General features: G+C 37.9%; 8 protein-coding genes. 5 read left to right on the top strand and 3 right to left on the bottom strand.

Going from position 1 to position 8,883, the window contains the following annotated elements; all coding sequences use genetic code 11:
• Positions 1-83: 83 nt before the first annotated feature.
• Entirely contained in the window at positions 84-743 is a 660-nt protein-coding gene (locus NYE43_RS21655) for a hypothetical protein (RefSeq protein WP_341062800.1), read from the bottom strand.
• 491 nt (positions 744-1,234) lie between these two features.
• Between NYE43_RS21655 and mobV the strand changes: the two genes are divergently transcribed.
• The gene (mobV, locus tag NYE43_RS21650; protein ID WP_341062798.1) at positions 1,235-2,683 is read left to right on the top strand and encodes a MobV family relaxase; all 1,449 of its coding nucleotides are present in this window, start codon (positions 1,235-1,237) and stop codon (positions 2,681-2,683) included.
• Positions 2,684-2,695: 12 nt separating this feature from the next.
• On the opposite strand, the gene NYE43_RS21645 is transcribed toward mobV, so the two are convergent.
• A complete protein-coding gene (locus NYE43_RS21645; protein ID WP_341062797.1) occupies positions 2,696-3,175 on the bottom strand; it encodes a DUF3967 domain-containing protein in 480 nt (159 codons plus the stop codon).
• 436 nt (positions 3,176-3,611) lie between these two features.
• Between NYE43_RS21645 and NYE43_RS21640 the strand changes: the two genes are divergently transcribed.
• Together NYE43_RS21640 and NYE43_RS21635 are read left to right on the top strand one after the other, a co-directional pair.
• Positions 3,612-4,529, top strand: a complete 918-nt coding sequence (locus NYE43_RS21640; RefSeq protein ID WP_341062796.1) for a hypothetical protein — start codon at positions 3,612-3,614, stop codon at positions 4,527-4,529.
• Between the two features lie 20 nt (positions 4,530-4,549).
• Entirely contained in the window at positions 4,550-4,948 is a 399-nt protein-coding gene (locus NYE43_RS21635; RefSeq protein ID WP_341062794.1) for a PBECR3 domain-containing polyvalent protein, read from the top strand.
• A gap of 392 nt (positions 4,949-5,340) precedes the next feature.
• On the opposite strand, the gene NYE43_RS21630 is transcribed toward NYE43_RS21635, so the two are convergent.
• Positions 5,341-5,493 carry a hypothetical protein gene (locus tag NYE43_RS21630; RefSeq protein ID WP_172694604.1) on the bottom strand — a complete coding sequence of 51 codons (153 nt, stop codon included), beginning with the start codon at positions 5,491-5,493 and terminating at the stop codon, positions 5,341-5,343.
• Positions 5,494-5,985: 492 nt separating this feature from the next.
• On the opposite strand from NYE43_RS21630, the gene NYE43_RS21625 reads away from it, so the two are divergent.
• Together NYE43_RS21625 and NYE43_RS21620 are read left to right on the top strand one after the other, a co-directional pair.
• Complete coding sequence (locus NYE43_RS21625) at positions 5,986-7,113, top strand: response regulator aspartate phosphatase (protein ID WP_341062791.1); 1,128 nt, start codon at positions 5,986-5,988, stop codon at positions 7,111-7,113.
• A gap of 572 nt (positions 7,114-7,685) precedes the next feature.
• Positions 7,686-8,705, top strand: coding sequence for a protein rep (locus NYE43_RS21620; RefSeq protein ID WP_341062790.1), 1,020 nt, complete (start codon positions 7,686-7,688; stop codon positions 8,703-8,705).
• Positions 8,706-8,883 lie beyond the last annotated feature (178 nt).

Below are 8,883 nucleotides of genomic sequence, written 5' to 3'. Positions count from 1 at the left end.
TATTCTTTGTTGTTGATTTACTATTTACTTTTTTGAAATCAAAAAAAAAACCATAAAAGAATGGTTTTTTTTTGTCTTTTTATTTATCTAGAACGACAAGAGAAACTATGTGTGGCACCTACTTGTAAGTCACTAATTATTATTCCTTTACCTTTTTTATTGCATCTGGCCAGTGCGGCTCCACCTAAAGCTGGTACTGCAACAATCAGCATTGTTAATAAGGTAGGGCTTTTTGCAAAGGCTTTAGCAAGAGCTATCATAAGTCCCCATCCGGTTCCGTGTAGGTTAACTAGAGTTACAATATTATTAACTTGACTGTTTGATAGTTTCCAATCTCTTTTCTTGATGACACTGGCAGCACTTACTAAGCTCTTATTTTCACTCTGTTTGACATTGTTTTGGTAATACGAGTTTAACAATTTTAGTGTATCTTCTTGAGTTAGTTTTCCATTGGCATTTTCACTTGCTCTTTTAAATAAATAATAAAATTCTTGTTCCTCTTTATCTAATTTATCGATATCACTTTTTTTATTTTTAGATAAATCATACATGTTTAGTTTTTTATCTAAATCTTTGATGATATCAGTTATTTCTTTTGCTTTAGCAATTTCGTTTACATTTACATTAGGAGTCGATTCATCCATTGATACTAGTTGTGGTTTTTTTTGTGCATTAGCATAAGGTAAAGCTACGCCAGTAGTTAACATGGTTGTTGTAACTGCAGAAATTATAAATTTTTTCATTTGTGTTACCCTTCTCTCTTTTATCTGTTTTTATAAAACGATATATCCATACTTCCAAAACAACATGTAAATGTAAACATTTTTTCCTGATTTTAATAGAAATTTAAGGTTTTAGGTTTAATATAAAGGGCTGTTGAAATTGCAAATCTAAAAAGGAAGATCAGACTTTATGCGTGAGTGATTCTGTAGCATACTTTTCGGAATTGAAAATTTGACACACAGAACAAATTGTTCATGCGGTCAAATGCTGCGAGAGCAGCATGGGTTTTTCCGATTTTCTGCCGATCTCTCATCGGTGGAAAATCGGGTCGGCGGACAGCCGACAAGTGGCACGAACTTTCGACGCGATAGCGAGAATGAGAGAGCCACTAGCACCGCAGGTCGCACGTCCAAATTTGCCATGAGCATAATTTGGTGTAGTGCGTTACACCAAAGCTAAACTTTGTGTTACCATAACCCCTATACAGTGGTCTGAATCGGGGGTTTTTCTCATGGCAAATTATGCAGTCATCAGGATGGAAAAATACAAAAAAGATAGACTGAATGGAACGCAAAAACACAATCAGCGGGAGTTTCAAAAAAGTAAAAATGAAAATATTGATCGGGAGCAGACGCACTTAAATTATGATCTAGTGAACGAGAAACCGATTAGCTATTCAAAAGCGATTCATGAAAAAATTGAGGGTCGAGTCAAACGGAAGGTCCGAGCGGATGCTGTTTTGGTCAGCGAATTTTTGATCACGGCAAGTCCTTACTATATGAATGGGCTGAGCGAGAAGGAGCAGCGGCGCTATTTTGAAACAGCAGTTGATCATTTGAAAGAGAAATACAGCGCTGAAAACATGCTTTATGCCACAGTCCATATGGATGAAGCGACTCCCCATATGCATGTTGGTATTGTACCGATCACGGAGGACGGCCGACTCTCTGCGAAAGATTTTTTTAATGGCAAATTGAAGATGAAAGCCATTCAAGATGATTTTCATCGGCACATGGTTGAAAACGGTTTTGACCTGGTGCGCGGCGAACCAAGCGAAAAGAAGCATGAGAATGTTCACCAATATAAAATAAATCAGCGTCAAGCGGAGCTTGAGCGGCTTAATGCTGAAATTGCTTTAAAGGAAAAGCAGAGAGAGGAATTGGAAAAGCAAAACAAAGCTGTTCAAGCAGTTATAGAAGTGAAAAAAGAATCGCTGACAGCTAAGGCTGAAGAGTTGAAAATGCCGACTATTGAACATGAAAAAGCGTGGCTCAAAAAGGATAAAGTCATTGTGCCAGAGCGGGAACTCCATGCTTTGTACGCCTATGCGGAGCAGAAAACTAAAACGGCAGCCGAGTTGGCGGGGCAATTGAAGTCAGAAACGCAGGAAAAGGAGCGCTGGCAGTCTATCGCCCGGCAGGAAGCAGATCGGGCGGATGAAAAAGACCAACGGCTTCAAGAACTGCAGAGTAGGATCCATTCAGAAGTTGAAGCGTCCAAAAAGGAAATGCGACGCAAGCTTGCAAAGGAATTTACGGAAGAGAAGCGTGAGGATCTGCGGCAGGAAGTGAAAGAGGAGCTGACGGCTTTACGAACGGAAAATAAAGAACTGTCAGCTGAAAATAAAGGCTTGATCATTGAGAGGAATCGCAAAGCTGAGGAGAGCCTAAAACTAAAACAGGAACTTGATAAGAGAAACGGGCAGTATGCTGAGCTTTTTAGTTTCGCCAAGAAGCAGAATCAAACACTTGAAAAAGTAGCTGGAGAAAATCAGGCGCTAAAAACAGAAAATAGGACATTAAAAGAGAGAGTTGCCGTACTCGAACAATGGAAAGACAAAATTGTTCAGTGGGCTAAAGAAAAATTGCCAAAGGTGAGGAAATTAGCGGAATCGTTTTTCCGTACGGCTGGAATGCCTAAAGAAGCCAATAAATACAAGGACAATGAATTAGAGCGGTGACTGTTGGGGCAATCAGGTGATCTTCCAAAATTGCCACCACTTTTTTTGTTTAGTGGCTGCGATCATTTTTTGTGTCTCCAGCGACTCTCGTAAGGCTTGTGTGAGGAGTTCGTGTCTTTCGCTCTGTCTTTTTTCGAATGCCTCCATGCGTTCCAGCATGCTTCGATTGAATTTCTCTTGTCGCTTGATAAATTCAATCAAAGGATTGTCTTGTAGCGATGTATCGGTATTCGATATGGACAGATTTGATCGATATAAACCTGCTATATGTTTTGCGGTTTCATCGAGCGAGTGTCCATTGATTTTGGTCATTGTACATAGATATTCTAGAGCCTTTACATCATCTTCGCTATAGAGTCGCCATCCTTTGGAATCTTTATTGAAAGAATACCCTTGAGCTTCAAGTATGCTTGAATATTTTCGTACAGTCACGGGCTCTATACCAAGACGCTTTGCAACGTCCTTTGATGATAATTTAACTCCCATTTCCATATCGAATCACCTCTTAGAAAGGGTTCGCTATGATGAGGCCAAAGTCCTTTCGTGCTGCACCCTTTATTCGAGTTGTTTTGTAAAAGGATGCACTGTTACTCAAAAAATAAAAAAAGCATTGTATCTTTGAATTTGAGTTTGTTTGAGAAACATCAGGTGCGCAACAGATGGATTGTTGCGCTTTTTTTATGTTTTCTAAAAAAAATAAAAAACTCCGTTCGCCCGAAAAACATTTCGGGATTGGTTTTCGTGTTTACTCGTCTATGTTATTCCGTATTGTTATCCGTATAGTATTCGTATAGTTTGAACGAAATAAAAAGCAAGTAAACCACGAAAAAAAGCACACTGTAATGATAAACTATCTGCGTTTAAGCGCGTTTGAGTATGTGTTTTTTTTCGTTTATGATGAATCTATCATACATAAGGAGATGTTTTAATGAGTGGTTTTAGACTTTCTTTACCTTCATCGGATTCTGATATTAATGATATTGCTTTGAAGCATTACTATAAGAGTTGGAGAACGGTTAATCAAACAACTAAGTCTTCTTTTATAGCTTTAGATAATGCTTTTCGAGATACATATTTGAAAGATTTGGAACCTGGACCTTTAAAATTGTATCTCTATTTTTGTTTCGCTGCTAATAATGATCATGGACATAGTTGGCATGGTATTCAGAAAATCGCTGATTATTTCGATTGTCAGACTCGGACTATTGATAATTGGATAAAAGTCTTGGTTGATAAGGATTTGGTTTATCGAACACAGAAAGGTCATAGGTCACATACTACCTATCTTTTGCCTTTCAGTGACACTATTCTTATACAAAAAGCTTCGAAGAAGTACATTAAAGATGATCAGGACCTGCTTAATGGTCTATTAAAAAGAATAAGGGAACTTGACTTTATTTATGGGGAAATTATTAAGGTCCATCATCTTTTTCAATGGTCTGTTTCAAAAGAAAAAACTGTTGATGGAGATAAAAGCAATCAATATCTTTTGGTTATTACTAAACGAAAAAACGGTGTCTTAATTGGACATGTTTATGTGTTGAGAAAATCTGATCATTTGAGTGTGAATGAATTACAGATTGAAGAACCATCTGTATTTGATAGTCCTTTTTATCTTAATGAATCAAGAATAATTGGTCTTGCTTTGCCTCATTATCCTAAAATTTCTTCTAAGTCTGGATTAAATGATTTATTGGGTTTAATAAGGGACTTAGTGATTATTGAAGATTGGCAGTTGGAGGATCGACCAAAACTTATTTATGGTGAAAAGCGGGATTTGATTCAAATAGAAGAAATGGATAATCAAAGTCAGGTAGATGAAGATAGTGAAGATAAGAATGAGTAAAAGTGGATGGGGGAGTTATTATGAGTTTTGAACAAATAGGGGTTATTAATGATACTGTGATTAATCAGTTAAATTTGACTATTAGCCCAACTCCAATTTTTATTGGAAAATCTAATATTGATCATATGATTAAAGAGCATCCCGAGGATTTTAACAAATATGGTTGTTACTTAGAAGAAATAATTTCTTCTCCGGATTATGTTTCTCTTCATCCGAACAATGGATCTATTCAATATATTAAAGTTTTTTTTGACGAAGATAATGAAAAACATGTTTTAGTTGCAGTCCGAGCAACAAAGAAAGGAGTATTTTTTGCGCGTTCTTTGTTTGTGATGAGCGATTTAAAAGTAAAGAGCTATACAAATAAGGGGATGCTGAAAAAATGTGTAGTTCCAAAACAAAAGACCACAACAGAGTGAGTGTTATGGTCTCATTATCTTTTCGCAAGGATTTAGGCGGGGTGGCACTCCCGCATCTCCAACATAGGGTGATGGCTGCCTGTTCCATCCTCAGAAATCCTTCTTATTAGTTTATTCAACTTTCTATATTTATTATACATGTGAAAATTTTATGTTTCAAGGGTGGTTTTATTTAAACGAGTTTTTATGGCGTGAGTCAACGGTAACCGGACCGTAGGGAGGATTAAGGAGTTGACTCGCTCAGTGCTACCCGAACCCTTTCAGCACTCAAACAAACTCGTTTGTTTGACGCCAACCGGCGAGGGAGCCCCCCGGAGATGCGGGGGGTTGGGGGGATTGAATGTTGGAATCCAACGGCCATCCGTTGGTGGGTTTGGGCAAAGCCCAAGGTTCTACTTTAACTCTTGATGCAATTTGTTGTTTTTGTCGAGCAAGACAATTCCTTCAGGGCTTCGTTCTGGGAAGTGTTGTGTGAGATTTAGCTTTTGATCAGAAAGCAACTCCTGCATTTTCTTTTGTGCTTCAGCGAGCGTTTCGATTTTCAATTTTTATTCCTCCGGCGTTTTTGTCATAATACTAGCATGAGGTGGCGCTACCAGTAGCCCACGTAAAAAATAGATAGCTGGATAAGAGGGACGGATGCTTTTTAGCAATCCGTCTTTTTTGTTTGAGAGGTTAATAGATAATGATAAATAGCTCTGAGGATTCTCAGATTCGTTCCTGAGAGGTTTTAATTTTAAAATAGAGTAAAAGGCCGCAGAGGAATTTAGGGACGCTGTATTGAGCTTTAAATGGATTTTTTGCATCTTTGTTTTCGAGAGAAAATTTTTGTTTTGAAAAATGAAACGAAAGGGCTTTTTTTCATGAGTAAGGATGCTTTTGTGTAAAAATAATCCTAATCGATTTTGTTAATTTAAAATATTTCGCTTTCGGCTTACCGAAAATTTAAGGTTCGGCGTCCGCAACCCCGATTTTACAGCTTTTTCTGTGCTACCATTTACAAAAAAAGTATTAAATTAGGGGAGGAGTTACTCGGAATGGAAGTTATTCCATCTGCGAATGTAGGGCTAAAGATAAATGAGTGGCACATGTACATAAATCGATTCGATGTTAGAAACGCTGAAAAGGTAAAAGCGGAAGTTGAACAGATGATTGATGTTATGGAAGAAAATCAAGATTTGCTCATATATTATCAGCTGATCGAGTTCAGACACCGTATGATGCTTGATTATTTATTTCCGGCTGATCCCTCTAAAAAAATCAATAAAGGTGATTATCTAAAAAAAATTGAGGGGAAAGGCAAAAAACTGTCTGGCATGATGGAATACTACACCTATTTTTTTAAAGGGATGTACGATTTTTCTATTGGTGAGTACATAAGAGCCATTCAGTCATACAAAAAGGCTGAGAAAAAGCTTTCGAGGGTTTTGGATGAAATAGAGAAAGCTGAGTTTTATTTTAAAATGGCTGAAGTCTTTTACCATATGAAACAAACGCATGTATCTATGTATTATGTGCAACAGGCATATGACATTTATAAAAAGCACGATACATATAAAATTCATCGTATCAAGTGTCATTTTGTTATTGCCGGCAATTATGATGATTTGAGGACTCATGACAGAGCGCTTTCTCATATGAAAAAAGCTTTATTTTTGCTGGATGGTATGGAGGACCATTCTCCTTTAAAGGCAAAAGCTTTGTTGAATATGGGGAATAGTTATAACCAGATGGGAAGCCTTTTTTCGGCTGTACCTTATTATCACAAGGCTATAAAGGCAGCTAAAATAAGCGGAGCCAAGGAAATTACCCAGGCTTATTATGATTTAGCTCTGATTCATTTTAGGAACAATGAAAAGATTGAAGGACGCGGATTCTTTGGAAAAGCAATGGAGCAAGCTGAAGAATTTAACGATAGTCTGTTTCAGGATTTATTAAATGTTCTAAAGGCATTATTTATTGAGACTGGAAGCAGGCAAAAGGTCATGAATGCCCTTGAGGCGTTGAGAACAGGACAAGGCTATCCATATTTTGAAGAGCTAGCTTTAATCGCTGCAGAATTTTATACTATGGATAAGCGCATGGAAGATTCTATATATTTTTACAATGAGATGGTGTGCGCTCAAAGACAAATTCAAAGGGGCGATTTCCTGTATGAAGTTTAAAGGTCTTTTTTCAGCGGTCCTTATTGTAAGCCTGTTGGTTGGAGCGGGGTATTCTTTCGTGCACCATGATGAGGTTTCAGTTGCTTCAAGGAATGCAACATGATGAAGAATAAAGAATCGAGATTTACAACTTAAAGATATGGAAAACAGATCGTTATTGATCTGTTTTTTTCTTTGTGTGCGACCATGCGGGCATGCTGCGGAGATAACACGGGCTGCTGCGCAGATGATGCGGGCATGGGTGCGTTGATCGTGCCGAGACTGAAAAGGCAAAATTTCAAAAAAAAATCTCCCCCCTACGGGGGGGAAGAATGGTTTTGATCTTTTGTTTTGGGTTTTAAAAAAAGCCGGCTGTTTTCAGCCGGTCTTTTTCGATTTTGGCGAAGCCGAAATCGGGTCTTTTCTTATCTTGATACTATATAGAAACATCTCAAGGTGAAAAAAAAGCTTTCAACCCTTATCAGTAAAGGGATGAGAGCTTTTTTGACAGGTAAAAACTCCTTCTGCTATTATTGAGTTACCACACTTAACAATAGAATGCTAGATTACTAGCTCAGAAGGAGTTTTTCATTTTGTATTCATCTGAAAACGATTATAGCATCCTCGAAGACAAAACCGCAACAGGTAAAAAGCGGGATTGGAAGGGGAAAAAGAGACGGACGAATCTTATGGCAGAGCATTATGAAGCGTTGGAGAGCAAGATCGGAGCACCTTACTATGGCAAAAAAGCTGAAAAACTAAATGGTTGTGCAGAGTTTCTTTCGTTCAAGAGAGACCAGGAGACGGAAAAATTGAAACTGTATCAAGCTCATTTTTGTAAAGTGAGGTTATGTCCGATGTGTGCGTGGCGCAGGTCGTTAAAAATTGCTTATCATAATAAATTAATTGTTGAGGAAGCAAATCGACAGTATGGCTGCAGGTGGATTTTTCTCACACTTACGGTCCGTAATGTTAAGGGTGATGAATTAAAGCCTATGATTGCTGACATGATGAAAGGATGGAATCGTCTTTTCGGTTATAAACGCGTCAAGGAAGCTACTTTAGGTTATTTCAGAGCTTTAGAGATTACAAAAAACCATAAAGAGGATACATATCATCCGCATTTTCATGTCTTGTTGCCTGTAAAGAGGAATTACTTTGGAAAGAATTATATCAAGCAGTCAGAGTGGACAAGTCTATGGAAAAGGGCAATGAAATTGGATTACATGCCGATTGTTGATATTCGTCGAGTGAAAGGTAAAGCCAAGATTGATGCTGAACAGATCGAGGACGAAGTACGAGAAGCTATGATGGAGCAAAAAGCTGTTCTCGAAATCTCTAAGTATCCGGTCAAAGATACGGATGTTATGCGTGGCAACAAGGTGACGGAAGACAATCTGAATACGGTGTTTTATTTGGATGATGCATTGGCTGCCCGGAGGCTGATCGGATACGGCGGCATTTTGAAGGAGATACATAAAGAGTTGAACCTTGGTGATGCGGAGGACGGCGATCTGGTCAAGATTGAGGAAGAGGATGACGAGGTTGCTAACGGTGCATTTGAAGTCATGGCTTATTGGCATCCAGGAATCAAAAATTACATCATCAAATAAGGAGCTAATATGTTTTTTAAAACAAACTCTCAAAAAGAAAAAAAATCAGCAAATATTGCGTGTTGGTGTACCTTTGTTTTTTGGGGATTGATACTGTTTATAAATTCAATTTTTGAGTCGTTTTTCAATAAAAAAATGATCTCAAGTTCTTTAACAGTTTTAATCGCAGGTTTGGTTA

It is taken from the genome of Bacillus sp. FSL R5-0434 (assembly GCF_038004745.1).
In the GTDB taxonomy this organism is placed as follows: domain Bacteria; phylum Bacillota; class Bacilli; order Bacillales; family Bacillaceae; genus Bacillus; species Bacillus halotolerans.
This window is presented reverse-complemented; position numbering and strand designations above follow the sequence as displayed.